Origin of the sequence: Streptomyces albiflavescens (genome assembly GCF_014645835.1) — a bacterium.
Classification (GTDB): Bacteria; Actinomycetota; Actinomycetes; order Streptomycetales; family Streptomycetaceae; genus Streptomyces; species Streptomyces albiflavescens.
Genome location: NZ_BMMM01000018.1, coordinates 33,710 through 60,032 on the forward strand (window position 1 = coordinate 33,710; position 26,323 = coordinate 60,032).

Here is a 26,323-nt window from a genome sequence, read left to right on the forward strand (position 1 = left end):
GTCGTACATGCTGACGTGCTTACGCGATGTGGTCCTCCTCCAGCTCCGCGTTGAAGCGGTTCTGGAAGCGGCCCATGTAGCGCCTCAGCTCGCTGTCGGTGAGGGTGACGCCGTAGGTGGCCTCGACGTTGTTGCCGAACTCACCCTTCGTAGGCAGGCCCTGACCGTTTATCGACTGGCGGAACACCTGGTAGAAGCTCTCCTCGCGGGTCTTCTCGTCGGCCAGCGGGGACTGCTCCTCGCGCGGGGACGGGATGGGGAGCTGCTCGGCCTCGGGGGTGCCGCCGCCCTCGCCGAGCTGGCGGGTACGGCCGCCCGGGCCCGCCGGGATGGGGAAACTGCCCGTCTCCTCGGGGCCGGGCTCGTAGGCCTGGGCCTGCGGGTCCCCGTATCCCTGGGCCTGCGGGTCCCCGTAACCCTGTGCCTGCTGGTCCTCGTACCACTGCCAGCCCTCTTGCTCCTGGGCGTACGACGGGTCGTAGGGGGGTTGGTACGTGGGGTCGTAGCCGCCCCCGTAGACGACGTTCTGCTCGGGGGGTGCGAACCACGGGCTCTGGGGGTCTTCCAGCTGCTCGGGGCTCTGGTTGCCCTCGGGGTGTGGGCGCTGCTCGCTTTGAGGTGCCACTCCCTGTGGGACGGGCGCCGCCCCGGCGGCACGATGGCCCGCGGCCGCGTCGAGTTCGGGGGCGCGTGCCGCGTCGAGCGGCGCGGCGGTGTCCAGTTCAGGCTGGCGCGGCGCCGGGGGCAGCAGCGCGGGTTCGATTCCCGCTGCCGCCAAGCCCGACGGGGCCGTCTCCGACAGGGGGACGCCGTAGCGGGCCAGCCGCAGCGGCATCAGGCTCTCCACCGGGGCCTTGCGGCGCCAGGCGCGGCCGAAGCGGGAGTGGAGGCGGGCCCGGTAGACGAGGCGTTCCTGCTCCAGCTTGATGACCTGCTCGTAGGAGCGCAGCTCCCACAGCTTCATGCGGCGCCACAGGAGGAACGTCGGAATCGGGGAGAGCAGCCAGCGGGTGAGGCGGACGCCCTCCATATGCTTGTCGGCGGTGATGTCCGCGATGCGGCCGATCGCGTGCCGGGCCGCCTCCACGGCCACGACGAAGAGGACCGGGATCACCGCGTGCATGCCGACGCCCAGCGGGTCCGGCCAGGCCGCCGCGCCGTTGAACGCGATCGTCGCCGCCGTCAGCAGCCATGCTGTCTGGCGGAGGAGGGGGAAGGGAATCCTGATCCAGGTCAGGAGCAGGTCCAGGGCGAGCAGGACGCAGATGCCCGCGTCGATGCCGATCGGGAAGACGTACGCGAAGTTCCCGAAGCCCTTCTTGAGAGCGAGCTCCCGGACGGCGGCGTACGAACCGGCGAAGCCGATACCGGCGATGACGACCGCACCGGTGACGACCACGCCGATGAGTATTCGGTGCGTGCGTGTGAGCTGAATGGGCGCGGCCACCCGTACTCCCCTCCCCTTGCGTGTTGTTGCGCGCAACAGGGTGGCACATGTGTGTGTCGCACGGGCGCGCGGTATGGCAGGAGCCCGGTCCCCGCGGGGGCCGGGCTCCTTCAAATGACTTGGTGGGACTGCGAGTTGAGCCCCGGACGGAGCCGGAAGTCCGTCAGCTCTTCTTTGACGGGGAAGCCGACTTCGACGCCGACTTCGAGGGGGAGGCCGACTTCGACGGGGAGGTGCTCGTGGCGCCCCTGTCCTGGTTGGCGGCGGACACCGCGGCCACCGCCTCCTTCGCGGCCTTCTCGGCGTCCTTCAGCAGGTCGGCGGCGTTCGGGGTCTTCTCGCCCGCCAGGCCGGCGCCGTTGTAGTCGAGCGTGATGACGACGTTCTCGACACGGGCCACGATCGTCTGCTGCTTGAAGGAGCCTTCCTTCTTCTTCAGGTCGTAGCTCACGGCCGTCGCCTCGTCGCCCGTCCCGGACACCGGCTGCGACTTGGTGCTCTTGGCGCCCGTCACCGACTGGGCGCCCTTGACCTGCTTCTCGAAGTACTTGTGCGCGAGCTGGTCGCCCTCGCCGCGCGAGTCCGAGTCGAAACGCAGCAGGGCCACGTTCAGCCAGCGGTACTGCGAGCCCTGCACCCCGTTGTTGTCGAGGCTGCTCCAGTAGCAGTTACCGCGCGCCTCCACATCGTCCGACTTGCCCTCATTGCCGGACTTGGCACCCTTCGGGACGAGTTCGCCCAGTGTCTTCTTCGACAGCACCGAGCAGGGCTCGGGCAGTTTCGCGTACGCCGCCGGCTTGACGGCGTTCGCCGAGGCGCTCGCGGACGCCTTCGCGTCGGGGCTCGAACCGGCACTCTTCTTGGCGTCGTCGCCGGAGCCGGAGTCCGAGGAACAACCGGCGGCGACAAGCATCACCGGGACGGCGGCTGCGCTGACGAGGATGCGGGTGAGTCGCGGTGCTCGGCCTACTCGCTGTACTGGTCGGTGCATGGTTCCTTCACTCGTGGCGCTCGTGGTGCGGCCGCACATGGAACGTGCGACCGGTCGGGTCCGAGGGGCCACGGTACGCGGTGAGGCGGCTGTGCGTTTCCGGTTCGGGGGGTTTGAGCGAGGGGGCCGCAAGGTGTCGCGGGCCCCCTATCCGTCGAGCTTGTCCGCGAGCTTCTCCGCCAGTTTCCACGCCCTGTCCTGCATTTCCTTGCTGTCCGGGGTGTCGGTGGACGCGGTCGGCTGCTCGGCGTACTCGATCGTCACGATCACATTCGACGTGCGGAACACCACAGTCACCGTGCGCTGCTGGGCCGCCGAGGACGCCGGGCTCAGCTTGTCGTTCAGGAACGCCTCGTCGCCGAGGTCGTCGAGCGTACGGGGCTGGAGATCGGTGGGGGTCTCGCTCGGGGAGGCGGTCGCGGACGAGGAGGGGGAGGCGGACGAGGACGACGAGGAGGGGGCGGAAGGGGGCGCGGTGTCGCTGCTCGAAGCCGAGCTGGAAGCCGAGCTGGAACTGGAGTCGGCCGGCTCGGGGAGGTCGGCCGCCGTTTGCTTGCCCGCGTAGATCTCCTGGGCCTTGTTGGCGTCGCTCACCGCGTTGTCGTACGAGACCACCCGCTCGAAGTCGACGAGAAGGTGATCGGTGGCGGACGTGGACTCCACTTTCCAGCGGCAGCCGTCGCGCCGGTCCGTGTCGTACGTGAGCGTGGCCTCGCCCTCGTACGCCTTGTCGCGCGTCTCCGCGTCCGCGATCTGCTCGATCCCGGGCAGCAGCGAGTCGAGGCTGTCGTGATCGACCGCGCCGCAGGTCTCCGGGAGCGTGCGGTACTTGCCGGGTTGGGCCGCGGGCGCCGTCGTACCGGTGTCGCTCCCCTTGGAGTCGTCCGCCGCGCCACCGCTTCCCGAACCGCCCGTGCAGCCCGCCAGCAGTGCCGCGAGGAGCACGGCGATGCCGGGTACGTACGCCTTCCGCTGCACGGTCAGGCTCCTCTCGACGGTTCCCGACGGATCTGCGGCCGGGGTGTCCTGTGGTTATTCGGTTGCCGCGTGAGGGCGGCCCCTGGAGACAATGTGTATCGCACGCACTGCCGTGGACGCCGGTCCGTTGTCCCATACGTCGACCTTGGCGCGGGTTTTGCGTTTTTTGACTTCTGATGTTTTCCGGGGGATTGAGGACGATATGTCGTACGTAGAGGTTCCGGGGGCGAAGGTCCCCATCCGCATGTGGACCGATCCGGCGTCGGTCGAGGACGTCGCACTGCGCCAGCTCCAGAACGTGGCGACCCTGCCGTGGATCAAGGGCCTGGCTGTCATGCCCGACGTCCACTACGGGAAGGGCGCGACCGTCGGCTCCGTCATCGCCATGCGGGACGCGGTGTGTCCCGCGGCGGTGGGGGTGGACATCGGGTGCGGGATGTCCGCGGTCAAGACCTCGCTCACGGCCAATGATCTGCCGGGAGACCTTTCTCGGCTTCGGTCGAAGATCGAGGAGGCCATTCCGGTGGGGCGGGGGATGCATGAGTCCCCGGTCGAGCCGGGGCGGTTCCATGCGATGGCCACGGCCGGGTGGGACGACTTCTGGGGGCGGTTCGACGGGGTCGCCGAGGCGGTGAAGTTCCGTCAGGAGCGCGCCACCAAGCAGATGGGAACACTCGGATCGGGCAACCACTTTGTCGAGGTGTGCACCGATACGACCGGAGCTGTCTGGCTGATGCTGCACTCCGGTTCGCGGAACATCGGCAAGGAACTGGCCGAGCACCACATCGGTGTGGCGCAGAAGCTCCCGCACAACCAGGGTCTGGTCGACCGTGACCTCGCGGTCTTCGTCGCGGACACCCCGCAGATGGCGGCGTACCGCAACGACCTGTTCTGGGCGCAGGAGTACGCGAAGCACAACCGCGCCCTCATGATGGCGCTCCTGAAGGACGTGGTCCGCAAGGAGTTCAAGAAGGCGAAGCCGACCTTCGAGCAGGAGATCTCCTGCCACCACAACTATGTGGCGGAGGAGCGCTACGAGGGCATGGACCTGCTCGTCACCCGCAAGGGCGCGATCCGCGCGGGCTCCGGCGAGTACGGGATCATCCCGGGCTCGATGGGCACGGGTTCGTACATCGTGAAGGGCCTCGGCAACGAGAAGGCGTTCAACTCGGCGTCGCACGGCGCCGGTCGGCGCATGAGCCGCAACGCGGCGAAGCGCCGCTTCTCGACGCGCGACCTGGAAGAGCAGACCCAGGGCGTCGAGTGCCGCAAGGACTCCGGCGTCGTGGACGAGATCCCGGGTGCCTACAAGCCGATCGAGAAGGTCATCGATCAGCAGCGCGACCTCGTGGAGGTCGTGGCGAAGCTGAAGCAGGTCGTGTGCGTGAAGGGCTGACCTTCAGCACTCCATCTGAGCGACGGGCCCCGGACTCTGCGAGTCCGGGGCTCTGCTGTGAGCGTGGGGCCTCGGACCTGGTGGCCACAGCACTGCCTTACGGATCCCGGGCGTTCCGGAGCCCGAACGAGTCGGCGCGTGCCCTTGCCGCGGGGCGACGGCGGGCTCAGGAGACGATGCCGGCCATCGCTCCGCCGCCGGTGGCGATGCCGGCCATGGCTCCGGGGCCGGTGGCGACGCCGGCCATGGCTCCGCCGCCGGTGGCGACGCCGCCGCTCGGCTTGGGTGCGGAGAAGGGGGGCTTGTCCTGTCGGCACGTTGCCTTGGCCGGCGGGAGGGTGCCGTCGATGAAGTAGCGGCTCTCGTAGTCGTTCACGCAGCTACTGGGGTTGATGAGTGCGGTGTGCCCGTACCCGTTGTTGGTGAGCAGGCGGGCGTTGGCCAGTTCTTCGGCCATGGTCTGCGCGCCCGAGTAGGGAGTGGAGGGGTCGTAGGTGGTGCCGACCAGCAGGACGGGGTGCGCCGTCGGCTTGTTCCACGGGCCGCGGTAACGGTCGGCGGCGACCGCCGGCCAGGTGGCGCACCCCTCGGCGGCCCAGGTCCAGTTACGTCCGGCGTCGCCCGCACGGAGGGCACTGGCCTCCTCCAGGGCGTGGTAGACCCCGGGGTCACGCGGATTGGGGCTTTCGGCGCAGAGCACGGCACTCGCCTGTTCCTCGCCCAGGTACGGATGCGGATGCGGGACCGGTTGCGCGGGTGGGGGTGGGGACGGCTCCGGAACGCGGCCCTGCCACAGGTTCTGCAGTCTGCCGGCGAGGTCCGTCCATCCGGGGTGGACGACGTAGAGGCTGTTCACCGCGTCACCGACCGTACGGCCATAGGTCCACACACCCACGGGATGCTCACGGAGTCGCCGCATCAGCTGGTCGAACTTGTTCCGGGTCGCTTTCGGGCTGCCGGCTGAGAAGGCGCAGCGGGCGGTGGCGGCGGACCCGCACAGGGTCAGGAACTTGTCCAGGACCGCTGCCGCGCTGCGGTCCGTGCCCATGCGCAGGAATGTCGTGAGCCGGGGGTCGTCGTCGGAGGCGTGGTTCGTCCAGGCCTGCGGGTCGATGGTGCTGTCGAGGGCCATGGCGCGGACCTTGCCGGGGAAGAGGTTGGCGTAGGTGGCGCCCAGGAACGTGCCGTAGGAGATCCCGAGGTAGGTGAGTTGTGGGTCGCCCACCGCCTGGCGGAGCTGGTCCAGGTCGCGAGCGGTGTCGGTGGTCGACACATGGCGCAGGAGCTCGGGGTCGCGCTGTTCGCAGCGTCGGCCCAGTTCGGCGTACGCGGCGATCCAGGTCTTCCGCTCCTGTGCGCCGACCGGGAGGCCGGCCGGTTTGCTCGCGTTCCACGCGTCGGCTTCCTTGCGACTCGCGAAGCAGTTCACCGCGGTGCTGCTGCCGACCCCGCGGGGGTCCCAGCTGACGATGTCGAACCGCGCCCGTACCTCCCGCGGGAAGAACTCGTAGTCCTGTGGCATCTGGACCGTTCCCGGCCCGCCGGGTCCGCCGGGGTTGAAGAACAGGGTGCCGATGCGCCGCCCGGGGCCGGTCGCCTTCCGTTTCACGACCGCCAGTTCGACGGTGCGGCCGCGGGGGTTGCGGTAGTCCAGCGGCACCTTCGCTGTCGCGCAGTCGAACGGGCTGCCCTGAACGCAGGGTCTCCAGTCCAACTTCGGGGCGGGCACCGAAGGTGTCGGGGCACCGTCGGCCGCGGCGAGGTCCTGTCCGGACAGTGCCGTCGAGCAGGCCACCACCGCGGCGACGACCGCGGCGCAACACCTACGGCCCGCTATGGGGCCGGATATGAGCATGCGTTGTCCCTTCCACGGCTGAGCGCCCGATGCCGGCCATGCGCCGGACGTCGGCCATGCGCCGGACGTCGGCCATGCGCCGGAGGTCGGCCATGCCCCGGGCGTCGGCAGGCATCCGTGTCAACAACACCGCGGTTCGGAAACGCGCGCGAGCCAACCGCAGCCGAATGGCCGAGTCGCTCGATGCCGAGGGCGCCCTCCGTGGCCTGGCGGAAGGACAAAGGACAGGGGGAAGGGGCAGGGGTTTCGAGCAGGTGCCGCCGCGATCACTTCGCGTGCGTCACCGCGTAGATCATGACGAACGCCACGATGTGGATGCCGAAGAGGAAGTACGCGAGGTAGTACCAGACCATGCGCTCGCGCTTCTTCTCCAGGGCCAGGCGCTGCCGGTCCCTGGAGGCTGTGTCGTCGGCTGCGTCGGCTGTGGCAGCTGTGGCGGCTATGTCGGCTGTGGCGGCCGTGGCGTCGCCGGCGTCTGCCGGTTCGGGCATCACGACTCCCGGTGGATCTTCGTGTTCGACGCCTGTGCGCGGGGGCGTACTACCAGGAGGTCGACGTTCACATGGCTGGGGCGGGTGACCGTCCAGGTGATGGTCTCGGCCACGTCGTCGGCGGTCAGCGGTTCGGCCACGCCCGCGTACACCTTCGCCGCCTTCTCCGTGTCGCCGCCGAAGCGGGTCAGCGCGAACTCGTCCGTCTTGACCATGCCGGGCGCGATCTCGATGACGCGGACGGGCGTGCCGACGATCTCCAGACGGAGCGTCTCCGCGAGGACGTGCTCGGCGTGCTTGGCGGCGACGTAGCCGCCACCGCCCTCGTAGGTGCCGTGGCCGGCGGTGGAGGAGAGCACGACGACCGTGCCGTCGCCGCTCGCGGTGAGGGCGGGAAGGAGGGCCTGGGTGATGTTCAGGGTGCCGATGACGTTCGTCTCGTACATCTGGCGCCAGTCGGCCGGGTCGCCCGTCGCGACCGGGTCGGCGCCGAGTGCGCCGCCCGCGTTGTTGACCAGGACGCCGACCGTCTTGAAGGCGGTCGCGAACTCGTCGACCGCCGCGCGGTCCGTGACGTCCAGCGCGTACGCCGTCGCCTGGTGGCCCGCCGCGTTGATCTCCTCCGCGAGCGCCTCGATGCGGTCCTTGCGGCGGGCGGTGAGCACCACGCGGTAGCCGGCCGCGGCGAGCTGCCGGGCCGTCGCCGCGCCGATACCGCTGCTCGCGCCGGTGATGACGGCGATGCGGGAGGGGGCGGACGGCGCGGAGGGCGCGGACGGCGCGGTCATTTTTGGCTCCTCGGGCGGGTGCCCGTGCGGTGCGTACGGGCGTGTGTACGGGAATCTTCGTCAGGATAGGCAGGTCCTGGGCGTCGGCGTCGAGTTGTCCGGGTTCCGCGGCCGGTCGGTGGTCCGGGTTCGGCACCGGTCGGGTGGTCCGGGTTCCGCACCGGTCCGGCGGTGCGGGCGCGGGGTCGACGGCGTCAGTTGCCTCGTGGCGCGTACATGATGACGGCCATTCCGGCGAGGCAGATCAGCGCGCCGGTGACGTCCCAGCGGTCGGGGCGGTAGCCGTCCGCGACCATGCCCCAGGCGAGGGAGCCGGCCACGAAGACTCCGCCGTACGCGGCGAGGATGCGGCCGAACTCGGCGTTCGGCTGGAGGGTGGCCACGAAGCCGTACACGCCGAGGGCCATGACGCCCGCGCCGATCCAGAGCCAGCCGCGGTGCTCGCGTACGCCTTGCCAGACCAGCCAGGCGCCGCCGATCTCGAAGAGCGCCGCGAGGACGAAAAGGGCGGCGGAGCGGACGATCAGCATGCGGTCACTCTCGCATGCGGCCGCGAGAGGGATTCCGTCACCTGATGGACGGCGCCTGCCGGCGGTCAGGGGTGGGATACATCCCTTGACGGTGACCTGATCACCCTCACCTGACGACCTGTCGATCCAGCGAAGGAAATGACGTCATGCGGATGGGGATGAGAGTGCTGTGCGTGGTGGGTTCGGGGGCGTTTCTGCTGGGGGGTACGGCTTCGCCGGGCTTCGCCGTGTCTCCCGAGGCCGATCTCGCCTATCACGGGTACGTGTCCGTGGCCGCCGGGAGCGTCGACGTCCGGTTCACCCCGCAGAACCACGGGCCGACCGCCGTTTCCGACGCGACCGTGCGGCTGCGCTGGTCGGTTCCGCTCGCGGCTGCGCAGCGGCTGCCGGAGCAGTGCGCGCGGGCGGGGGAGCGGGCGGTGGTGTGCCGGACGGGGGCGTTGGCCGCGGACGGGCTGGGGGAGGAGATCGGGGTGACGGTGCGGCTGGTGGGGGTGCCGTCCGAGGTGACTCTTCAGATCGACACGGTGTGGAGTGGCGGGGCGGTGGATCGCAACCATGCGAATGACCGGCAGCGGGTGCTGGCGCTGGAAACGGGGGATGCGTATGTGTTCTAGCGGGGGTGGCTGCTTCCGTGCTTGTGCCTGTGCGTGCGCCCCTGTGCGTGCGCCCCTGCGCGTGCCTGTGCCTGCCTGCGCCTGCCGGTCGGTTGCGCCTGCGGGTCGGTGGGGGGTCGGGGCCGTGCCGGTACATCCGCCCGTCGCCGGTGGATCAGACGTTGGCCTACCAGGAGCCGTTTCCAGATCCGGGCGTAAGCGACGGGCATTCGATGTACCGGCACGACCCCTCCCGTGCGTTCGCGGGTGCGGGTGCGTGGGGGTGACGGCACAGCCCTTTCCGTGCGTTCGCGGGTGCGGGTGTGTGGGGGTGACGGCACGGCTCCTCCCGTGCGTTCGTGGCGGTCCATCGGATGTGTCTGCGTCGTACGATTTCTGTTTGGCGCAGAGGAAGGGTGTGCGTGATGACGGAGAACGTGCGGGGACGGCTGCTCGATGAGTTGTCCGTCGTGTCGCGTCGCTACATGGCGTCGTACGCGCTCTTCAACCAGGCCGTCGCTGACCACCTGAAGCTGCATCCGACGGATCTGCAGTGCCTGAATCTGCTCAGCCTGGAGGACGCGGCGGTGACCACGGGGCGGATCGCCGAGCTGACGGGGCTCACGACCGGCTCGGCGACACGGCTGGTGGACCGGCTGGAGAAGGCCGGGTATGTCGTGCGGGAGCGGGACGCGGTGGACCGGCGGCGGGTGCTCGTGGCGACCGTGCCCGAGAAGATCGCCGAGTTCGGGCGGATGTGGGACCGGCTGGGGGGCGGGTGGTACGCCTTGTTCGACGAGCTCGAGGATGAGGAAATCGCCCTGATCATCGGGCATATGTGTCGTACGGTCGACTTCAGTACGCAGCAGATCGCGCGGCTGCGGGGCGGGGACTTTCAGGAGGCTGCGGAGGACGCGTCATAGCGGTCGCGCGCCTCGTTGACCTCCTCGATGTGCTGCTCCGCCCAGTCCTTCACGGCGGTGAGAAGGCAGCTCAAGTTCATGCCCAGGGGCGTGAGTTCGTAGTCGACCCGGACCGGTACGGACGGGGTGACGGTGCGCGCGACGATGCCGTCGCGCTCCAGTGAACGCAGCGTCTGCGTCAGCATTTTGGGGCTGACGCCCGCGATCTTGCGGCCCAGGTCGCTGTAGCGCATCGACCCTTCGGCGAGCGCGCTGACGATCAGGCTGACCCACTTGTCACTGATGCGGACGAGGAGCTGGTTGGTGGGACAGCTCTTGATGAACGCGTCGTACTCGACGCGTGCCTTCTCGCGTCGCTGGGCCGCCGTCGTGGTCGCCATGACTCACCTCCGGGTGACGTACGCACCTTCAGGTGCCTACTTACCGAGAGATAGTAACTCTTCATAGGGTTGTTGCAACGGGAGGGAAACCCGGATACATCGCTTTGAATGGGGAGAATTGCCATGCGTGCAGCGGTTGTGAACGCTTTTGGTGGTCCGGAAGCCGTGGAGATCGTCGAGGTCGAGGTGCCGGAGCCGGGTGCCGGGCAGGTGCGGATCAAGGTCGCGGCGGCCGCGCTCAATCCGGTCGACGCGGGAGTGCGCGCGGGTGGCTTCGGGGGTGCGGGCAAGCGGTTGGGGCTGGGATGGGACGTGGCCGGGACCGTCGATGCCACGGGTGTGGCAACGGCGTGGGCGGTGGGCGACGAGGTGGTGGCGCTGGCCTACGGCCCCGCCAAGTCCCTTGGTACACACGCCGATTACGTAGTCGTGGACGCCGATGCGGTGGCCAAGGCGCCCGCCTCCGTGGACGCGGTGCGGGCGGCGAGCCTGCCGCTGAACGCCCTGACCGCCGCGCAGGCCCTCGAACTGCTGGGCCTTGAGCCGGGGCAGAGCCTGCTGATCACGGGTGCGGCGGGCGCGGTCGGTGGCTACGCCGTCCAGCTCGCCGCGCACCGCGGACTGTCGGTGACCGCCCTTGCCCGGGAGGCCGACGAGGAGCTCGTACGGGGACTGGGGGCGACCGGGTTCGCATCGGGTGCCGTGGCGCCGGGCAGCGTGGACGGAGTGCTGGACGCGGCGATCCTCGGTGAGGCGGCGCTGGAGTGGGTGCGGGACGGCGGTGCGTTCGTGGGGGTCATCCCGGGGGCCCACCCGGCGTCCGTACGGGGCGTGCGGACCGGCTCGGTGGAGGTCGCCGCCGACGGGGCGCGGCTCGCGGAGCTCGCGGCGCTCGTCGACGAGGGGGTGCTGACGCTCCGGGTCGCCGAGACGTACGCGCTGGACGAGGCGGCCAAGGCGCACGCCCGGCTGGCGGAGGGCGGTCTGCGGGGGCGGCTGGTTCTCCAGCCCTAGGGCCTGTCGTCACATTCCCGTCGTCGCCCGAAGGGCGGCCCCGCGGCGTCTGGTGCGTGCTCTCGGCGTGCCGGGCGGAAGTCCTCGTACTGGACGTACTTGGGCTTTCGCCCGGTGCGGCGAGAGTGCGTGCCAGGCGTCGCGGGGCAGACGGGAATGTGACGACAGGCCCTAGTGATGGTGTTCCCGCGGTGCCTTGAGCGGCAGCAGGCCTACGAGGGGGCAGCACAGGAGGGTGACGGCGGCGACGGCGGTGAGGCTCACGGTGGTGGCGTGAGCCTCGCCGCCGTTCGCCTTGAAGTAGACGGTGGTGACGGCGGCGGCGCCGATCGCGTTGGCGAGCTGCTGGACCGCGCCCAGTGAGCCGCCCGCGCTTCCGGCCTCGTCGGCGGCGATGTCGCCGACCGTGACGTCGTACACCGAGCCGAAGCAGGTGCCCATGCCGAGTCCGACGACGAGCAGCGGCGGGACCAGGGCCCAGTCGCCGGTGTTCGTCCCGGAGGTGGCGACGAGGGCGAGCAGGTAGCCGGTCCCGGCGAGGGTGATGAGCAGGCCGGTGAGGACGAGGCGGCGGCCCAGTGCGCCGATCAGGCGGTAGCAGGCGATCGAGGCGATGACGATGCCCGCGGACAGGGGCATCAGGCCGAGTGCGGCGCCCGCGGGTGAGCGGCCGAGGCCCTGCTGGAGGAAGAGCGAGACGACGTAGAGGAGGCCGGCGACCGCGGCGAAGAAGACGATGCCGAGGACGAGTCCCGAGGTGAAGCCCCGGTTGTGGAGGAGGGAGGGCTGGATCAGGGGGTCGGCCGCGGTGCGCTGGCGGTGGCAGAAGGCGGCGAAGAGGACGGCTCCGGCGGCGACGAGTGCGAGGCTCGTGGGGGTCCAGCCGTGCGCCGAGCCTTCGATGAGGCCGGCGAGCAGGCCGAGCATGGTGGCGCCGAGGAGGGCGGAGCCGGGGCCGTCGACGGTGACCGTGCGGTCGCCGGTGTCGCGGGGGAGCAGGCGGGCGGCGGCGAGGAGGGCGGCGCCGCCGAGGACGAGGTTGATGAGGAACATCGAGCGCCAGCCGAGGCCGCCGGTGTTCGTGTCGATGAGGAATCCGGCGAGGATCGGGCCGCCGACGGCCGAGAGGCCCATGACCGGGCCGAAGAGGCTGTACGCCTTGCCGATCTGGTCCCGGGGCCAGCAGGCGCCGAGGATGCCGAAGCCCTGCGGGATGACGAGCGCCCCGAAGGCGCCCTGTGCGAGGCGGGCGGCGACGAGTGTGCCGGGGGTCGGCGCGAGGCCGCACGCGAGGGAGGCCGCGGTGAAGCCGCCGAGTCCGGTGAGGAAGAGACGGCGGCGGCCGTACTTGTCGCCGAGCCGTCCGCCGAGGACGAGGAGTACGCCGAGCGCGAGGGCGTAGGAGGCGCCGAGCCACTGGATGAGGCCGGTGCCGCCGCCGAGGTCTTCGGCGATGGTCGGGGCGGCGATGTTGGTGATGGTGCCGTCGAGGAGGTCCAGGACGTCGGCGGCGAGGACCACCCCGAGGATGGCCCAGCGGGTGCGGGCGGGAGGATGCGAGGTTTCTTTTGTGTCATGCAGTGTCTGTGTCACGCAGATAAATTGCCGCATGGCGACCGGGCGGGTCAAGCGAATAGCCGGAGGGGGCGCCCGGGGTGTGCGGAATACCGACCGGGGTGTGGCCGTTGGGGGGTATAGTTGAATCGTAAACAACTTGGAGGGTGAGCGACCATGCAGTTCGGGATCTTCAGCGTCGGTGATGTGACCCCCGACCCGACCACGGGCAGGACGCCGACCGAGCACGAGCGCATCAAGGCCATGGTCGCCATCGCGCAGAAGGCCGAGGAAGTGGGCCTGGACGTCTTCGCGACCGGCGAGCATCACAACCCGCCGTTCGTGCCGTCGTCGCCGACCACCATGCTCGGCTACATAGCCGCGCGCACCGAGAAGCTCGTCCTTTCCACGTCCACGACCCTGATCACCACCAATGACCCGGTGAAGATCGCCGAGGACTTCGCGATGCTCCAGCACCTGGCCGACGGCCGGGTCGACCTGATGATGGGGCGCGGCAACACCGGGCCCGTCTATCCCTGGTTCGGGCAGGACATCCGCCAGGGCATCAACCTCGCCATCGAGAACTACGCGCTGCTGCATCGGCTGTGGCGCGAGGACGTGGTGACGTGGGAGGGCAAGTTCCGTACGCCGCTGCAGTCGTTCACCGCGACGCCGCGGCCGCTGGACGGCGTAGCGCCGTTCGTCTGGCACGGCTCGATCCGCTCGCCGGAGATCGCCGAGCAGGCCGCCTACTACGGCGACGGCTTCTTCCACAACAACATCTTCTGGCCGGCCGACCACACCAAGCGGATGGTCGAGCTCTACCGCGAGCGGTACGCGCACTACGGGCACGGCACGGCCGAGCAGGCGATCGTCGGGCTCGGCGGGCAGGTGTTCATGCGGCACAACTCGCAGGACGCGGTACGGGAGTTCCGGCCGTACTTCGACAACGCGCCGGTGTACGGGCACGGGCCGTCCCTGGAGGACTTCACCGAGCAGACTCCGCTCACCGTCGGGTCGCCGCAGCAGGTGATCGAGAAGACGCTGTCCTTCCGCGAGTACGCGGGTGACTACCAGCGCCAGCTCTTCCTGATGGACCACGCCGGACTGCCCCTGAAGACCGTGCTCGAGCAGCTCGACATGCTGGGCGAGGAGGTCGTGCCGGTGCTGCGGGAGGAGTTCGCCAAGGGGCGGGCGGCCGATGTGCCGGAGGCGCCGACGCATGCGGCTCGGGTGGCCGCCGCCGCGTCGCAGGCTTCGGAGGCTTCGGAGGCTTCGGAGGTTTCGGAGGGAGTGAACGTCGTATGAAGCTCGTCGTCGTCTCGGCGGGGCTGAGTGTTCCGTCGTCCACGCGGCTGCTGGGCGACCGCCTGGCGGCCGCCGCGGTCCGGGGCACGGCCGCCGACGTCCAGGTCGTCGAGTTGCGCGACCTCGCCGTCGAGATCGCCCACAACTTCACGAACGGCTTTCCCGGGCCGGGGCTGTCCGACGCGATCGACGCCGTGACGTCCGCGGACGGTCTCATCGTCGTCACGCCGGTGTTCTCCGCTTCCTACAGCGGGCTGTTCAAGTCCTTCTTCGATGTGCTGACCGTCGGGGACAAGGACGCGCTCGCCGGGAAGCCGGTGCTGATCGCGGCGACCGGCGGTAGCGGGCGTCACTCGCTGGTCCTGGAACACGCACTGCGTCCGCTCTTCGCGTATCTGCGGGCCGTGGTCGTGCCGACCGGGGTGTACGCGGCTTCGGAGGACTGGGGCGCGGAGGGGCTGGCCGAGCGGATCGAGCGGGCGGCGGGGGAGCTGGCGGGGTTGATGGGGGCCGTGCCGGTGGCGGCTGCGGCTCCTGTCAGGGCCGGGGGTGGCTTCGAGGTGATTCCGTTCGAGCAGCAGCTGGAGGCATTGCGGCCGTAGGGGGTTACCCGGTGGTGGCTGGTCGCGCGGAACCGCGCGATCTTTTAGCGGGGGACTGGGGGCGGCAGCCCTCAGGGACGATGGCGGCCCTCCTGTTCGAGCGGAGCCCAGAGCTTGTGGGAGGGCAGGGGCGGCCGGGGCGAAAGAAGCCGCCCCGGCCGCCCCGCGCTCCGGCCGGCCCCGAGCCGGGGGAGTCCTCGGGGCGGCCGGGGCGTGTCAGGGTTCGCTCGTCCTGACATACGGGACACAGTGACCGGGGGAGGTAAGGCGACGCGCCGGGGCGTGGTGAGAGGGGGGTAAGAAGGGCGGTCGCGGGGGCTCTCATCAGGTGGTACCCGGCCGAGGGCTTGGCAGACTGGTGGGGTGCCCCAGAATGTGCTGCTCGCCGAGGACGACCGTGCCATCCGTCATGCCCTGGAAAGGGCGCTGGCGCTGGAGGGCTATGAGGTGACGGCGGTCGCCGACGGCGTGGAGGCGCTGGCGCAGGCCCATCGCACGCCACCGGACGTCCTGGTCCTGGACGTGATGATGCCCGGCATCGACGGGCTCCAGGTGTGCCGCGTGCTGCGCGCGGAGGGGAACCGCACGCCGATCCTGATGCTCACCGCCCTCGTCGAGACCGCCGACCGCATCGCGGGCCTGGACGCGGGCGCCGACGACTACGTGGTCAAGCCGTTCGACGTCGAGGAGGTCTTCGCCCGGCTGCGCGCCCTGCTGCGCCGCACGGGGACGGGCGCGGCGAACGGCATCCCCGTCGACGTACCGGTGCCGAGGGAGCCCGACGGGCAGATCGTCGCGGCCGGACTGCGCATGGACGTCCAGGCGCGGCGCGCCTGGCGCGGGCAGCGCGAGCTGGAGCTGACCCGGACCGAGTTCGAACTCCTCGAGCTGCTCGTCCGCAACGCGGGCATCGTCCTCGACCACGCCACCATCTACGACCGGATCTGGGGCTACGACTTCGGCCCGGGTTCCAAGAACCTCGCCGTGTACGTGGGGTACCTGCGGCGCAAACTCGACGAGCCGGGAGCACCGGCGCTGATCCACACGGTGCGGGGCGTGGGGTACGTACTGAGGGAGGACTGAGTGCCGCCCGGCTCCAGCAGATCCCCCGGCTCTCCCGGCTCTCCCGGCTCCCTCGGATCCACTTGGTTTCGCAGGACGATACGGCTTGCCCGGCCCCGGTTTCGGCGGGTGTCCTCCCTGCGGGCGACCTTCACCGTGTCCTTCGCGGCGGTCGCCGCCGCCGTCACCGTCCTCGTCGGGTTCCTGAGTTACGACGCCGCCGCCCGGCTCGTGCGCGTGGACCAGCAGACCGTGTTCGCCGAGGTCGTGCAGGATTTGCGCGACCAGGTGCGCGAGCACCCACTCGGGCCGGGCGACTTCGCGTCGTCCGACCCCGACCACGACGGGCCGCTCGACGACATCATCCGGCCGAGTCGCACGGACGTTCAGGTGCTCGGGCCCGGCGGCGCGATCGTCGACCGCGGCAGCCCGCCGCTGCCCGTGAACAGTCACGACCGGGCGATCACCGACGACGGGACGGCGGGCAAGCTGGAGGAGCACAAGGAGGTCGACGTCGCCGGCGACCGCTACCGGGTGGCGACGGTCGCGCTCGGCGGCGGGCGGGGCGCGGTGCAGGTGGCCCAGCAGTTCAGTGACACGGAGGATCTGCTGCGCGAGCTCCAGCAGCGGACCGTGCTGCTCGTCGGGGCGGTCGTGATCGCCGCGGGGCTCTTCGGCTGGTGGCTGGCCCGACGGATAACGCGGCGGCTGGTCCGGCTCGCCGGTGCCGCCGAGGACGTCGCGCGCACCGGGCGGCTCGGCATCCAGGTGCCGGTCACGGGGTACGACGAGGTGGGTCGCCTCGGCCGCTCCTTCGACCGGATGCTCGGCCGGCTCGCACAGTCCGAGGAGGACCAGCGGCGCCTCGTCCAGGACGCGGGCCATGAACTGCGTACGCCGCTGACCTCCCTGCGGACGAACATCTCCATGCTGCGCCGGATCGACGAGCTGCCGCCCGCCGCCCGCGAGGAACTCGTCGCCGACCTGGCCCTGGAGTCCCGCGAACTGACCGACCTCGTCAACGAGTTGGTCGCCCTCGCGGCCGGACAGTCCGACACCGAACCCGTCCGGCGGCTCGACCTCGCCGATCTCGCCGAGGACGTCGCGATCGCCGCCCGGCGCCGCACCGGGCGGGGGATCACCGTGCGGGTGAGCGGCGACACGACGGTCGACGGGCGTCCCAACGCCCTTCAGCGGGCGATCTCCAACCTCGTGGAGAACGCGGCCAAGTTCGACGAGGAGGGCACGGAGCCGATCGAGATGGTGGTCGAGGCGATGGGTGCGGGCCGCCGTGTCGCCGTCGATGCCGACAGTGGCCGTTCCGGCGCCGACGCGGTCGCCGCCGGTCGTCCCGGGCCGGTCCGTGTCGAGGTCCTCGACCGCGGTCCCGGCATCGCCGACGGCGACCTGGTCCGCATATTCGACCGCTTCTACCGCGCCGCCGACGCCCGTAGCCTGCCCGGTTCCGGGCTCGGCCTGTCCATCGTCCGCGAGGTGGCCACGGCCCATGGCGGTACGCCGTTCGCCTTCCGGCGGGACGGGGGCGGCACGGTGATCGGGTTCACGGTGGGGGGAGACGGGCCGGAGGACGAGGGCTGAGGCGGGTGGGTTTTTCGGGCGAAAACCGTTCTAGCCGACGTGGACGCGTGGGCGCCGCGAGCGGTTGGACTCCGCCTCGCGGAGGACCTCTCGGGTGACGGGGGCGACCTCGCCCTGGCCGAAGAGGAAGAAGCGGAGGAAGTTGGTGAAGGGGTCGCCCTCGGTCCACTCGAAGTAGATGTGGGGGGTGCAGCCGGTGACGTCGCGGACGTGGAGGAGGAGGGCGGCCAGGGCGTTGGGGATGGAGGAGGACTCCAGGGTCAGGACGCGGTAGCGGCCGTGGAGCACCTCGCCGCGTACGTGCAAACCCGCTTCGAACTCAGAGGGGTCGAGGACGGTGACCTCGAGGAAGACGAAGTCCTCCTGGGGCGGTAGGTCGTTGTCCGCCCGGATCTGCTCGATCTTCTCCCGGTACTCGGTGATGTCGCGGTTGTCGGGCTCGTTGGCGATGAACCGGATCCGGCGGCTGGCGATGTCCCGTACGAACCGCTCGGCCATGTCGTCCAAGGTCACGCTGGTCACCCGCAGCTCGAAGGCGCGGGCCAGCCGGGACAGCAACGACACGAGGATGATGCCGGCGATGAAGCAGGCGCCGATCTTGACGCCGTCGGGGCGTTCGATGACGTTCACGACGGTCGTGTAGAGGAAGACCGCCGAGATGACGGCGAAGGCGATGGTCCAGTGCTTCTGGCGGGCCTTGCGGGCGGCGATGGTGACCGCGATGGCAGCGGAGCTGATCAACACCAGTACACCGGTGGCGTACGCGCCGCCCTGCGCGTCGACGTCGGCGTCGAAGATCCAGGTGACGAGGAAGGCGACCAGGGTGAAGACGATCACCATGGGGCGGACGGCGCGCGCCCAGTGCGGGGCCATGCCGTAGCGGGGGAGATAGCGGGGCATGAGGTTCAGGAGTCCCGCCATGGCGGAGGCTCCGGCGAACCACAGGATGGCGATCGTCGAGACGTCGTAGACCGTGCCGAAGGAGTTGCCCAGATATTCGTGCGCCAGGTACGCGAGAGCACGGCCGTTGGCCTGGCCGCCCGACTTGAACTCGTTCGCCGGGATGAGCACGGTGGTGATGAAGCTGGTCACTATCAGGAAGACGCTCATGATCACGGCAGCGGTGGTCAGCAGCTTCTTCGTGCCCCGGATGCGGCCCGTGGGCTTCTCCTCGGTGTCGCCGGGGTCGCCCTCGACGTGCGGCATGACCGCCACGCCGGTCTCGAAGCCGGACAGGCCGAGGGCCAGCTTCGGGAAGACCAGCAGGGACACCCCGATCATGGCGAAGATGTTTCCGTGCTCGGCGGTCAGGGCGGAGGACCAGTCGGTGACCACATGCCCTTCGGTGATCACGTGCCAGAGGCCGGTCACCGCTACCACGACGTTAAGACCCAGGTAGATGCCCACCAGGACGACCGCGACGCCGATCGCCTCCAGGAAGCCCTTGAGGAAGACCGCGCCCAGCAGCGCCACGAGGATGAGCGTGATCAGCAGCTGCTTGTCGTGCAGCACGCTCGTCAGATGGGGGTTCTCGACGAGGTGGGTGGAGGCGTCCGCCGCCGAAAGGGTGATGGTGATCAGGAAGTCGGTGGCGGCGAAGCCCAGCAGGGTGAGGACGAACAGCTTGCCCTTCCAGAAGGACAGCAGCCGCTCCAGCATCGCGATGGAGCCCTCGCCGCGCGGGCTCTCCTCGGCCACCCGACGGTAGACGGGCAGCGCGCCCGCCAGGGTGACTATGACGAGCACGATGGTGGCCACGGGGGACAGCAGACCGGCCGCGAGGGCGGCGATGCCCGGCTGATAGCCGAGGGTGGAGAAGTAGTCGACGCCGGTCAGGCACATCACCCGCCACCAGCGCTGTCCCTTGTGCGCGGGCTCCGGCTCGACGGCCCGCTGCCCCTGCTGGTGCTTGGCCATGTCGGACAGGCCTTCCAGCATCCACCCTCGCAGGCGGCTGGTGCGGGCGTCGTGGTCGGTGGCGGCCATCGGCGTGCTCCTGACGTACGGCTCTACGAAGTTTCCGGCCATCGAAGACACGGCAGGACCAGCGTATGCAGAGAGTGATCCCCGGGCCCACGGATAGGTGGGCCGAACGCGTCAAGGCTGCGTTAAGACCGGCCGGTCGCGCACCTTCGCCGGTCACGCTTCCCGGGTCACGTTTCTCGGGCCGTGAAACCGCCGTGAAACCGGGCTGATCCGACCTCCCCGCACCATGCGGAGCAGCGCACAGCCCGGTGTACCGAAACGAACACGAAAGCGGAGTACCGACATGCCCGAGCCCATCGCCACCCCGCTCGAACTGACCCACGCCCAGGTCGACGACGCCTCGCACGGCCACGCGCCGCTGATACGGGTGACTCTGCCGCAGACCCGGACTCCGGTGTGGCTGGCGGCGCGCTACGACGTGGTCAAGGCGGCACTCGGCGACAGCCGGTTCGTACGGGATCCGGCGAAGGTCGCGGAGGTGCAGGGCGGCGGGGTCGGCGCGGAGCTGCTCGACGGCGCGGGGCTGCCGCCGGAGTACCGGCAGTACCTGGAGATCCTGGTGATGGTCGACGGGCCGGAGCACACCCGGCTGCGGACCCATGTGATGAGGGCCTTCGCGCCGCGCCGGATAGCCGCGCTGCGGCCGCGGATCGAGCGTATCGCCGGGGCTCTGACCGATGAACTCGCCGCGAAAGGGAGCGAGTTCGACCTGCTGAGCGCCTTCGCGTACCCACTGATGACGAACGTGATCTGCGAAATCATCGGGGTCGAGGAGGCGGACCGGCCGAAGGTGGGCGACTGGATCCGCGACTACGAGTCGGGCGAGCCGGACCGCTTCCTCCCCGGGATCGACCAGCTCGCCGCGTACATCGACGGCCTCCTCGACCGCCGTGCCGCCGAGCCGGCCGAGGATCTGGCCTCCGATCTGCTGCGCTCCAGCGGGGAGGCGGAGGAGGGGCAGCGGCTGACCCGGCAGGAGATGATCGCGCTGGTCTTCCTGCTGATCAACACGGGGATCGCGCCGCCGGCGTTCTTCACCACCGACGCGGTGCTCGCCCTCCTCGATCACCCGCAGCAGCTGGCACGGCTGCGCGCCGAGCCCGGACTCCTGCCGCGCGCCGTGCAGGAGCTGCTGCGATACGTGTCCGCGGTCCGTGTCGGCGCCACCCTGTACGCCACCGAGGACGTGGAACTCGGTGGGGTCCTGGTCCGTCGCGGCGAGGGGGTGACGAGCGGGCTGCTCGCCGCCAACCGCGACCCCGGCACCTTCGGGGACCCCGGGCGACTCGACCTCACTCGGGAGGCGGCGCGCGGCGGCGGGCACATCGCGTACGGCCACGGAGCGCATCGCTGCATCGGTGCCGCGCTCGCCAACCTGCAGACCGAGGTGATCCTCGAAGAGCTGTTGCTGCGGCGCGAGGGCCTCACCCTCGCGATCGAGCGGGGCGACCTCCAGCGCATCGGGTTCGCGGGCGACGGCACCTACCCGATCGGGCTGCCGGTCCGGTTCTGAGAACCGGACCGGTCGACGGGAACACGCACCTGGACCGGCTCGGCCGCCGTTGCGGTCGGCTAGGGCTTGCGGCCGTGGGTGGCCCTCTTCTGGCGGGCGCGCTTCGACATGGGCTAGCCGGGCCGAAGGCCCGAACTGCCCGGTGGAGCCGGGTATTTGCGGCTCTCTTACGCGCCATTGGGCAGCGGCGTCAAAGCCCCGTCAAGGTCACCTGAGAAGGCGTCAGGGGCGCGTCAAGGCGCGGCATGCGTGGCCAAAACCGGTCGCAGACTGAGCGGTACGGGGGACACGGGCGACCGCCCGTGGCGTGACGTTGGAGGGCTCGTGACCATCACGGCCGGTACCTCGCGCGGTTCTGAGGCGGGGGCCAGGACGGGCGCACAGCAACAGCCGCAACGCGGACCGGTCCCCCCGCCCGGGGGTGGACTCGGGCCGCGGCCACGAGGCGGGTCGCGGCAGGGTCGCCCTGGCCGGCGCCTCCGTCGTGAGGCCGTGGCCGCGCGGGCCGCTCTGCGCCGCCGCTACTGGGCCACCGTGCCCGCGCGGCTGCGCCTCCTGCGCGCGGCCACGGTCTCGCTCGCCGTCGCCCTCGCTCTGCTGCTCGCGCTCGCCGGTCTCGCCGCCATCGGCACCTGGAACACCGTCGCCGGGCGCGACGCACCGCGCACCACCAGCGCCGCCGACCTCAACCTCGCCCTCAACGACATGGATGCCCAGGCCGCCAACCTCCTGCTGTCCAGCGGCAACGCGGGCAAAGGGCGCCTGCAGACGCCGTACGACAAGGCGTTCGGCTTCTACGGCGACGCCCGCCGCGAGATCGGCCACGACCTGCGCACGCTCGCCGTCGCCGCCCAGGGCGACCGGGCCGACGAGCGGACGGTGGAGTCCCTCACCGACAACTTCGCCGAGTACCAGGAACGGATAGGGCGCGCCCTGGAGAACGACGCCCGCGCGGGCGGCAAGGCGGCCGCGCTCAACGACTACCGCACGGCGACCGATCTGCTGCAGGGCCAACTCCTGCCGGAGGCACGCACGTTGGTGGACTCCAACAACAGCGCGTTCAACAGAGGGTACGCGCAGGCCCGTTCGACCCTCGCTGCCCAGCTCGTCGCCGTCGTGGTGCTCGGTGTGCTGCTGCTCGCCGCGCTCGGCGTCCTGCAGTGGTATCTGGCCCGCCGCTTCCACCGGATCCTCAACCCTGGCGTGCTGGCCGCCACGGTCTGCGCCCTGCTCGCCGTGCTCCTCGGCGGCCAGGCGCTCTCCGCCTCCGCCGGGCACCTGCGCGTCGCCCGGCACGACGCCTTCGACTCCGTCGTCGCCCTCTCCCGCGCCCGCGCGATCGCGTACGACGCGAACGCCGACGAGAGCCGCTGGCTCCTCGACCCCGAGCGGCGCGACCAGTACGGGCCGGCCTTCCTCGCCAAGTCGCAGGAGCTGTACGGCAATTCGGGGGCCACCTTGTCGAACTACGACGCCGAGCTGGACCGTACCTGGCAGAGGTACCAGGCCGACCGCAACGACCTCGCATTCACCGGGGAGTTCCAGCGGGAGCTCGCCAACATCACCTTCCCCGGCGAGCGGGCCGCCGCCGAGAAGACGGTCGAGACGTACGCCGTCTACGAACGCGACGACCGGAAGGTCCGCGCCCTGGTCGCCCAGGGCAAGGAACGCGAGGCCGTCGAGTTCTGCATGGACTGGCAGCCGGGCACGTCCAACGCGCACTTCGGGGCCTGGATGGCCGCGTTGGACGACGTGACCGACATCAACCGGCAACACTTCACGGCCTCCGTGGACGCGGGCCGCTCCGAGGCGACTGGTCTGCTGCCCTGGACGTGCGCTCTGCTGCTCGCGGCGGGCGTGCTGACCCTGTTTGGTCTACGGCCGCGGCTCGCGGAGTTCCGCTGAGGCGGGGAACCCGCCGGGCTCACGCGTCCGTCAGGCGTGCGCAGCGAGGCGACGGCGGCCCAGCCGGCGGCGAGCGGCGTGCGCAGGTCGTGGCCTGACCGGCAACGGCTCGACCGGCCATCCCCGGTCGGACAACCCACTGACCCGTTACCCGTTGCCGGACCGGATCGCCCCGGCGGCGGGCCTCATGGGCCCGTTCCTCGTGGCGCTCGCGCTCGTACAGGCCCGCCTGGTCGCGATCGCGCTCGCCGACCGGACGGGCGGGGCACTCGACACGGCGGGGACGGTGCGGGACGGCAACGGCTGACGGCAGGGTCCGTGGGACAGCCGGTCCGGTACACGGAACCTCGACGGCGAACCCGGTGATGTCGGCGGAGCGCGGCGGCGCCCCGCCGCGGGGATGAGCCCCGGGCCCTACCTGCGTCGCGTTCCCACCTGGCCCTGCGGTTCGCCGCGGCGGAACGAGCCGGGAGCCCGTGCCGCCGGGCGGTCGGCGTGGGCGGAGGAGGTCAGTTGCCAGGGGACGCTGATGACCATCACGCCGGGGGTGAAGAGGAGGCGGCTCTTGAGCCAGAGGGCCGAGTGGTTGTGGAGCAGGTTCTCCCACCAGCGGCCGACGACGTACTCGGGGATGAAGACGGCGACGACGTCGCGCGGGCTCTCGCGGCGGATGGAGCGGACGTACTCGACGACCGGGCGGGTCACCTCGCGGTACGGGGAGTCGATGATCTTCAGTGGGACGTCGATGCCGTACTCCTCCCAGCGCTCCCGCAAGGTGGCGGCCTCCTCGCGGTCGACCGAGACCGTCAGGGCCTCCAGCAGGTCGGGGCGGAAGGCGTGCGCGTAGGCGAGGGCGCGCAGGGTCGGCTTGTGCAGGGTGGAGACGAGGACGATGCCCAACACGCGTGAGGGAAGGGTGAGTTCGCTCTTCGGGTCGGTCACCGCCAGCTCCGCCGCCGTGGCGTCGTAGTGCCGCCGGATCCCGCGCATCATCACCCACAGCACGATCGCCGCGAGCACGGCCAGCCACGCCCCTTCCGTGAACTTGGTGGCCAGCACGATTACCAGGACCAGGCCGGTGACGACCGAGCCGACCGCGTTGATGACCCGCGCGACCTCGTGCCGCCGCCGCAGCGCCGGGTCGGGTCGGCTGCGCAGCGCGCGGTTCCAGTGCCGCACCATGCCGAGCTGGGAGAGCGTGAAGGCGGTGAACACGCCCAGGATGTAGAGGTGGATGAGGCTGGTGACGTTCGCCTTGAAACCCCACAGCAGCAGTCCGGCGACGATCGCCAGGGCCAGGATGCCGTTGGAGAAGGCGAGCCGGTCGCCGCGGTTGTGCAGCTGGCGGGGCAGGTAGCGGTGCTGGGCGAGGATCGAGGCCAGGAGCGGGAAGCCGTTGAAGGCGGTGTTCGCGGCCAGGATCAGGACCAACGCGGTCGCGGCCTGGATGAAGTAGAAGCCGACGCTGTGCTCGCCGCCGAAGACCGAGGCCGCGATCTGGGCGATGACCGTGCGCTGCGTGTACGAGGAGCAGTCGGTGCCCAGTCCGGTCAGGCGGCAGGAGTCGCCGGTGATGTGCACCTTGGTGATCAGCGCCAGCGTGGTCACGCCCACGAACATGACGATCGCGATGATGCCCATCGCCGCCATCGTCGAGGCCGCGTTCTTCGGCTTCGGCTTGCGGAAGGCCGGTACGCCGTTGGAGATCGCCTCCACGCCGGTCAGCGCCGTACAGCCGGAGGAGAACGCGCGCAGCACCAGCATGAGGAGGGCCAGGCCCGTGAGATGTGCGTCCGAAGGGGCCGCCGTGATGCCGTACTTGGCGCTCTCGGCGACCGGGGCGTCCCCGAGGGCGTACCGGATCAGGCCCGTGATCACCATGATGAGCACGCCGCCGATGAAGAGGTACGTCGGCGCGGCGAAGGCCCGCCCCGACTCGCGCACTCCCCGCAGGTTCATCGCCGTCAGGAGCGCGACGAAGCCGAGCGCCAACAGGACGCGGTGGTCGGCGAGTTCGGGGATGGCCGAGATGATGTTGTCGACGCCGGAGGCGACCGAGACGGCCACCGTCATGACGTAGTCGACGAGGAGCGAGGCGGCGACGACCAGACCGGCGGACGGGCCCAGGTTCGTGGACACCACCTCGTACGAGCCGCCGCCGCTCGGATACGCGTGCACCACCTGGCGGTACGACAGCACCACGACCGTCATCAGTGCCACCACAGCGGCGGCGATCCACGGGGTGAAGTGCAGATACGCCAGCCCGCCGAGCGTGAGGACCAGCAGGATCTCCTGGGTCGCGTACGCCACCGACGACAGCGGGTCCGAGGCGAAGATGGGAAGCGCCAGCCGCTTGGGGAGCAGTGTCTCGTGCAGCTCTTCGCTGCGCATGGCCCGGCCGATCACCAACCGCTTGAGGATCCCCGTCACGTTGAACACGGGCGGAGGGTAAGCCCGGGGAGGGGGCCGGAGGGGGAGGGCGAGTGCCCCGCAGGGCGTTAAGGGACCGTTAGGGTTTCGCCACACGCGTACATATGGAGCAAGGCCACCCGTGTGCGGAGCGCATGGCCGCCCGTAGCCGTAGGTCGGCTAGTCGAGCCCCGACACCTTGAACACCGTCTGTGCCGTCTCGCGGTCGATCCGCTCCGAGACGCGGCGCAGCGCGGTCTCCCCGCACGTCAGCGAGCCGCGGAGGGCGGAGACGCGCGCGTCCTCGTCCAGGCGGTGCCACAGCGCGGGGTTGGAGACCAGGACGCGCGGATCGATCTCGACGCGCGCGCCGAACGTGTCCCGCAGGACGAGCCGCCGTCCGACGCCGTCCATGCAGCGCACCGACACCAGATGGTCGGTCCGTACCTGCCGCGCGCCCCGCAGCCCGCGCGAGACCAGCCAGCCCTCACCGGCGGACACCCGGTTGGGGTGCAGCACCAGGAACAACAGCAGCCCCAGCGAGACCCACAGGGTGGCGCGCAGCGTCGTGAGGGTGCCGGCGGCCCAGTCGATCAGCAGCAGGAGGATGAGCAGTGCGGCCGCGCAGCGGATCGAGCTGCGCAGATCCTGGGCCCAGAGACGGTCATGCGCCACTTCCGCGGGTGACCCGAGGGGTGCGTCGAGCGCCTTGCGCGCGTCGTTGCGGCGTTCCATGACACCGACGGTAGAGACCCTGATGCCCGGAGGCAGCACGCCTTGACGGGTCTCTGATGGGCTTCGGCGTCAAGGATTCGACAAGGACCGTGGGTTCTGTGCGAAGAAGGCGCAAGGGGCGCTCGCGGGTGGCCGGAGCGGGTCGAATCTGGGCTGAGCCGCCTACGGTCCCGAGGCGATCGTCCTCGTACCGGCGGCAGCCGGTGCGCACGGCCTCGGCTTCACGCTGCCGGTCACGCTCGCCATCGCCGGGCTGCTCGC

The 26,323-nt window shown here is 70.5% G+C and carries 23 protein-coding genes; 11 read left to right on the forward strand and 12 right to left on the reverse strand.

Going from position 1 to position 26,323, the window contains the following annotated elements; genetic code table 11:
- Nucleotides 1-19: 19 nt before the first annotated feature.
- The 3 genes from IEY95_RS37380 to IEY95_RS37390 all read right to left on the reverse strand — a co-directional run bounded on the left by IEY95_RS37380 (nt 20) and on the right by IEY95_RS37390 (nt 3,416).
- Nucleotides 20-1,447 (reverse strand): DUF2637 domain-containing protein, encoded by a 1,428-nt coding sequence (locus tag IEY95_RS37380; RefSeq protein WP_189190661.1) that lies wholly within the window; start codon nt 1,445-1,447, stop codon nt 20-22.
- Nucleotides 1,448-1,610: 163 nt separating this feature from the next.
- Nucleotides 1,611-2,438, reverse strand: coding sequence for a DUF3558 domain-containing protein (locus IEY95_RS37385; RefSeq protein ID WP_189190662.1), 828 nt, complete (start codon nt 2,436-2,438; stop codon nt 1,611-1,613).
- Nucleotides 2,439-2,585: 147 nt separating this feature from the next.
- A complete protein-coding gene (locus tag IEY95_RS37390; RefSeq protein WP_189190663.1) occupies nt 2,586-3,416 on the reverse strand; it encodes a DUF3558 domain-containing protein in 831 nt (276 codons plus the stop codon).
- Nucleotides 3,417-3,618: 202 nt separating this feature from the next.
- Between IEY95_RS37390 and IEY95_RS37395 the strand changes: the two genes are divergently transcribed.
- Nucleotides 3,619-4,812 (forward strand): RtcB family protein, encoded by a 1,194-nt coding sequence (locus tag IEY95_RS37395; protein ID WP_189190664.1) that lies wholly within the window; start codon nt 3,619-3,621, stop codon nt 4,810-4,812.
- A 166-nt stretch (nt 4,813-4,978) separates the two neighbouring features.
- Here the strand turns inward: IEY95_RS37395 and IEY95_RS37400 are convergent, their stop codons facing one another.
- The 4 genes from IEY95_RS37400 to IEY95_RS37415 form a co-directional block, all read right to left on the reverse strand.
- Nucleotides 4,979-6,667: an alpha/beta hydrolase gene (locus tag IEY95_RS37400; RefSeq protein ID WP_189190665.1), complete on the reverse strand. Its 1,689-nt coding sequence runs from the start codon at nt 6,665-6,667 to the stop codon at nt 4,979-4,981.
- 266 nt (nt 6,668-6,933) lie between these two features.
- Nucleotides 6,934-7,158, reverse strand: a complete 225-nt coding sequence (locus IEY95_RS37405) for a hypothetical protein (protein WP_189190861.1) — start codon at nt 7,156-7,158, stop codon at nt 6,934-6,936.
- Nucleotides 7,158-7,946 carry an SDR family NAD(P)-dependent oxidoreductase gene (locus IEY95_RS37410; protein WP_189190666.1) on the reverse strand — a complete coding sequence of 263 codons (789 nt, stop codon included), beginning with the start codon at nt 7,944-7,946 and terminating at the stop codon, nt 7,158-7,160. Before IEY95_RS37410 ends, IEY95_RS37405 begins: the two co-directional genes overlap by 1 nt.
- A 194-nt stretch (nt 7,947-8,140) precedes the next feature.
- The gene (locus IEY95_RS37415; RefSeq protein WP_189190667.1) at nt 8,141-8,476 is read right to left on the reverse strand and encodes a YnfA family protein; all 336 of its coding nucleotides are present in this window, start codon (nt 8,474-8,476) and stop codon (nt 8,141-8,143) included.
- Between the two features lie 146 nt (nt 8,477-8,622).
- Between IEY95_RS37415 and IEY95_RS37420 the strand changes: the two genes are divergently transcribed.
- Nucleotides 8,623-9,093: a hypothetical protein gene (locus IEY95_RS37420; protein WP_229703610.1), complete on the forward strand. Its 471-nt coding sequence runs from the start codon at nt 8,623-8,625 to the stop codon at nt 9,091-9,093.
- A 404-nt stretch (nt 9,094-9,497) separates the two neighbouring features.
- Entirely contained in the window at nt 9,498-9,995 is a 498-nt protein-coding gene (locus IEY95_RS37425; RefSeq protein WP_189190668.1) for a MarR family winged helix-turn-helix transcriptional regulator, read from the forward strand.
- On the opposite strand, the gene IEY95_RS37430 is transcribed toward IEY95_RS37425, so the two are convergent.
- The gene (locus IEY95_RS37430; RefSeq protein WP_189190669.1) at nt 9,968-10,375 is read right to left on the reverse strand and encodes a winged helix-turn-helix transcriptional regulator; all 408 of its coding nucleotides are present in this window, start codon (nt 10,373-10,375) and stop codon (nt 9,968-9,970) included. The genes IEY95_RS37425 and IEY95_RS37430 overlap by 28 nt on opposite strands.
- Nucleotides 10,376-10,498: 123 nt before the next feature.
- On the opposite strand from IEY95_RS37430, the gene IEY95_RS37435 reads away from it, so the two are divergent.
- On the forward strand, nt 10,499-11,389 hold the full coding sequence (locus tag IEY95_RS37435; RefSeq protein ID WP_189190670.1) for an NADP-dependent oxidoreductase: 891 nt from the start codon (nt 10,499-10,501) through the stop codon (nt 11,387-11,389).
- A 171-nt stretch (nt 11,390-11,560) separates the two neighbouring features.
- On the opposite strand, the gene IEY95_RS37440 is transcribed toward IEY95_RS37435, so the two are convergent.
- Nucleotides 11,561-12,982 carry an MFS transporter gene (locus IEY95_RS37440; RefSeq protein ID WP_229703611.1) on the reverse strand — a complete coding sequence of 474 codons (1,422 nt, stop codon included), beginning with the start codon at nt 12,980-12,982 and terminating at the stop codon, nt 11,561-11,563.
- 138 nt (nt 12,983-13,120) lie between these two features.
- Here IEY95_RS37440 and IEY95_RS37445 point away from each other — a divergent pair, with 138 nt between their 5' ends.
- The 4 genes from IEY95_RS37445 to IEY95_RS37460 all read left to right on the forward strand — a co-directional run bounded on the left by IEY95_RS37445 (nt 13,121) and on the right by IEY95_RS37460 (nt 17,514).
- On the forward strand, nt 13,121-14,251 hold the full coding sequence (locus IEY95_RS37445; protein WP_189190672.1) for an LLM class flavin-dependent oxidoreductase: 1,131 nt from the start codon (nt 13,121-13,123) through the stop codon (nt 14,249-14,251).
- Nucleotides 14,248-14,853 (forward strand): FMN reductase, encoded by a 606-nt coding sequence (locus IEY95_RS37450; RefSeq protein ID WP_189190673.1) that lies wholly within the window; start codon nt 14,248-14,250, stop codon nt 14,851-14,853. The genes IEY95_RS37445 and IEY95_RS37450 overlap by 4 nt, the downstream gene beginning before the upstream one ends.
- Before the next feature lie 363 nt (nt 14,854-15,216).
- Nucleotides 15,217-15,936 carry a response regulator transcription factor gene (locus IEY95_RS37455; RefSeq protein WP_189190674.1) on the forward strand — a complete coding sequence of 240 codons (720 nt, stop codon included), beginning with the start codon at nt 15,217-15,219 and terminating at the stop codon, nt 15,934-15,936.
- A 108-nt stretch (nt 15,937-16,044) separates the two neighbouring features.
- Nucleotides 16,045-17,514, forward strand: a complete 1,470-nt coding sequence (locus tag IEY95_RS37460; protein ID WP_189190675.1) for a HAMP domain-containing sensor histidine kinase — start codon at nt 16,045-16,047, stop codon at nt 17,512-17,514.
- A gap of 30 nt (nt 17,515-17,544) precedes the next feature.
- On the opposite strand, the gene IEY95_RS37465 is transcribed toward IEY95_RS37460, so the two are convergent.
- Nucleotides 17,545-19,500 (reverse strand): APC family permease, encoded by a 1,956-nt coding sequence (locus IEY95_RS37465; RefSeq protein ID WP_189190676.1) that lies wholly within the window; start codon nt 19,498-19,500, stop codon nt 17,545-17,547.
- Between the two features lie 283 nt (nt 19,501-19,783).
- Here IEY95_RS37465 and IEY95_RS37470 point away from each other — a divergent pair, with 283 nt between their 5' ends.
- From IEY95_RS37470 to IEY95_RS37480, 3 genes are all read left to right on the forward strand, one after another.
- Nucleotides 19,784-21,013, forward strand: a complete 1,230-nt coding sequence (locus tag IEY95_RS37470) for a cytochrome P450 (RefSeq protein ID WP_189190677.1) — start codon at nt 19,784-19,786, stop codon at nt 21,011-21,013.
- A gap of 492 nt (nt 21,014-21,505) precedes the next feature.
- Nucleotides 21,506-22,918 (forward strand): GlnX family signal transduction membrane protein, encoded by a 1,413-nt coding sequence (locus tag IEY95_RS37475; RefSeq protein ID WP_189190678.1) that lies wholly within the window; start codon nt 21,506-21,508, stop codon nt 22,916-22,918.
- 154 nt (nt 22,919-23,072) lie between these two features.
- The gene (locus tag IEY95_RS37480) at nt 23,073-23,225 is read left to right on the forward strand and encodes a hypothetical protein (protein WP_189190679.1); all 153 of its coding nucleotides are present in this window, start codon (nt 23,073-23,075) and stop codon (nt 23,223-23,225) included.
- Nucleotides 23,226-23,332: 107 nt separating this feature from the next.
- Here IEY95_RS37480 and IEY95_RS37485 read toward each other — a convergent pair whose 3' ends face one another.
- Both IEY95_RS37485 and IEY95_RS37490 read right to left on the reverse strand, forming a co-directional pair.
- Nucleotides 23,333-25,309: an APC family permease gene (locus tag IEY95_RS37485; protein WP_373294631.1), complete on the reverse strand. Its 1,977-nt coding sequence runs from the start codon at nt 25,307-25,309 to the stop codon at nt 23,333-23,335.
- A 198-nt stretch (nt 25,310-25,507) separates the two neighbouring features.
- Nucleotides 25,508-26,062, reverse strand: a complete 555-nt coding sequence (locus tag IEY95_RS37490; protein WP_229703612.1) for a hypothetical protein — start codon at nt 26,060-26,062, stop codon at nt 25,508-25,510.
- Nucleotides 26,063-26,323 lie beyond the last annotated feature (261 nt).

What these genes read in the sequence shown, in the direction of transcription:
- IEY95_RS37385 (WP_189190662.1), bottom strand. Translation starts at nt 2,438, where the DNA reads ATGCACCGACCAGTACAGCGAGTAGGCCGAGCACCGCGACTCACCCGC.
- IEY95_RS37395 (WP_189190664.1), top strand. Translation starts at nt 3,619, where the DNA reads ATGTCGTACGTAGAGGTTCCGGGGGCGAAGGTCCCCATCCGCATGTGG.
- IEY95_RS37400 (WP_189190665.1), bottom strand. Translation starts at nt 6,667, where the DNA reads ATGCTCATATCCGGCCCCATAGCGGGCCGTAGGTGTTGCGCCGCGGTC.
- IEY95_RS37405 (WP_189190861.1), bottom strand. Translation starts at nt 7,158, where the DNA reads ATGCCCGAACCGGCAGACGCCGGCGACGCCACGGCCGCCACAGCCGAC.
- IEY95_RS37410 (WP_189190666.1), bottom strand. Translation starts at nt 7,946, where the DNA reads ATGACCGCGCCGTCCGCGCCCTCCGCGCCGTCCGCCCCCTCCCGCATC.
- IEY95_RS37415 (WP_189190667.1), bottom strand. Translation starts at nt 8,476, where the DNA reads ATGCTGATCGTCCGCTCCGCCGCCCTTTTCGTCCTCGCGGCGCTCTTC.
- IEY95_RS37420 (WP_229703610.1), top strand. Translation starts at nt 8,623, where the DNA reads ATGCGGATGGGGATGAGAGTGCTGTGCGTGGTGGGTTCGGGGGCGTTT.
- IEY95_RS37425 (WP_189190668.1), top strand. Translation starts at nt 9,498, where the DNA reads ATGACGGAGAACGTGCGGGGACGGCTGCTCGATGAGTTGTCCGTCGTG.
- IEY95_RS37430 (WP_189190669.1), bottom strand. Translation starts at nt 10,375, where the DNA reads ATGGCGACCACGACGGCGGCCCAGCGACGCGAGAAGGCACGCGTCGAG.
- IEY95_RS37435 (WP_189190670.1), top strand. Translation starts at nt 10,499, where the DNA reads ATGCGTGCAGCGGTTGTGAACGCTTTTGGTGGTCCGGAAGCCGTGGAG.
- IEY95_RS37445 (WP_189190672.1), top strand. Translation starts at nt 13,121, where the DNA reads ATGCAGTTCGGGATCTTCAGCGTCGGTGATGTGACCCCCGACCCGACC.
- IEY95_RS37450 (WP_189190673.1), top strand. Translation starts at nt 14,248, where the DNA reads ATGAAGCTCGTCGTCGTCTCGGCGGGGCTGAGTGTTCCGTCGTCCACG.
- IEY95_RS37465 (WP_189190676.1), bottom strand. Translation starts at nt 19,500, where the DNA reads ATGGCCGCCACCGACCACGACGCCCGCACCAGCCGCCTGCGAGGGTGG.
- IEY95_RS37470 (WP_189190677.1), top strand. Translation starts at nt 19,784, where the DNA reads ATGCCCGAGCCCATCGCCACCCCGCTCGAACTGACCCACGCCCAGGTC.
- IEY95_RS37485 (WP_373294631.1), bottom strand. Translation starts at nt 25,309, where the DNA reads ATGCGCAGCGAAGAGCTGCACGAGACACTGCTCCCCAAGCGGCTGGCG.
- IEY95_RS37490 (WP_229703612.1), bottom strand. Translation starts at nt 26,062, where the DNA reads ATGGAACGCCGCAACGACGCGCGCAAGGCGCTCGACGCACCCCTCGGG.